This is a genomic window from Synechococcus sp. R3-13 (genome assembly GCF_047462195.1).
GTDB lineage: Bacteria > Cyanobacteriota > Cyanobacteriia > Thermostichales > Thermostichaceae > Thermostichus.
This window is the reverse complement of record NZ_JANSIO010000455.1, coordinates 1-1,132: the sequence shown is the minus strand read 5'-3', so window position 1 is coordinate 1,132 and position 1,132 is coordinate 1. Positions and strand designations below refer to the sequence as shown.

Below are 1,132 nucleotides of genomic sequence, written 5' to 3'. Positions count from 1 at the left end.
TTCAGGGTTTTGGGGGTTAGAGGCATGCTCCACAATCCCACCTTGGCGCGGGATGAAGCGATTCGCTCTGGGGCGATGGCTGCCATGGCGCTGATGATCGCGGCTCAGGCCAAGGGTTTGGTGAGCGGGCCGATGATCGGCTTTGATCCGGAAGGGGTAAAGCGGGAGTTCGGCATTGCCGACCGCTACGTGCCGGTGATGCTGCTGGCGGTTGGATATGCGGCAGCGGGTAACCTGCCGCGCAAGCCTCGCTTGGGGGTGGATGAAGTTCTGGCCTTTGGGCGAGGGCGGGAGTTTTAGCCCTAGGCTCAGGTGGGATCCCTGTCGCCCTCTCCTGGGCTCCTACCGGCATCAAGCCTTGAGAAAATGAACCAGCTGTTGCAAGCGATCCCAAGCGGCACCCCTGGCGAGAATCTCGCGAGCTTGGGCGATCCCGGCTCTCCAATCGGGGGCCACTCCGGCCACCTGCAGGGCCAAAGCAGCATTCAAGGCCACCACATCCTGCTGGGCAGGCGTCCCGGATCCCTGGAGAACTTGGGTGAGGATGGCGGCATTTTCCGCCACATCCCCCCCCTTGAGAGCTTGGGTGGGTGCCAGGGTCAGCTCGTAATCTGCAGGGTTCAAGACTTCCGTCCGTACCAGCCCACCGGACAGGATGCCCAGATCGGTGGGTTGATCCAGACCGGCCTCGTCGAGACCTTCGCGGCTGTGCAACACAATGGCCCCTTCCCGTCCCAACAGGCGCAGGGCCTCTGCCATTACCGGCACCAGCTCCTGGGCGTAAACCCCGATCACCTGGCGGTTGGGATAGAGGGGGTTGACCAAGGGCCCCAACAGGTTGAAAATGGTGCGAACCTTGAGGGCCCGCCGATAGGGGATCACCGCCCGCATGGCCGGGTGCCACTGGGGAGCAAACAAAAAGGTGATGCCCACTTCCGCCACAGCCGCCCGCACCCGCTCTGGCTCAGCCCCCAAGTTCACCCCCAGGGCCTCCAGCACATCCGCCGAGCCGACCTTGCCAGAGGCGGAACGGTTGCCATGTTTAACCACCGGGATCCCGGCTGCACTGACCACAAAGGCCACCGCCGTGGAAATGTTAAAAGTGCCGGCCCCATCGCCGCCGGTGCCACAG

Annotated in this window: 2 protein-coding genes; one reads left to right on the top strand and one right to left on the bottom strand. The window is 63.7% G+C overall.

The window, feature by feature from the left end:
- On the top strand, positions 1–300 hold a 300-nt coding region (locus NW856_RS12885), incomplete at its 5' end, for a nitroreductase family protein (protein ID WP_414400588.1).
- Between the two features lie 51 nt (positions 301–351).
- On the opposite strand, the gene trpD is transcribed toward NW856_RS12885, so the two are convergent.
- The coding region (gene trpD / locus NW856_RS12880; protein WP_414400587.1) for an anthranilate phosphoribosyltransferase at positions 352–1,132 on the bottom strand (781 nt) is incomplete at its 5' end.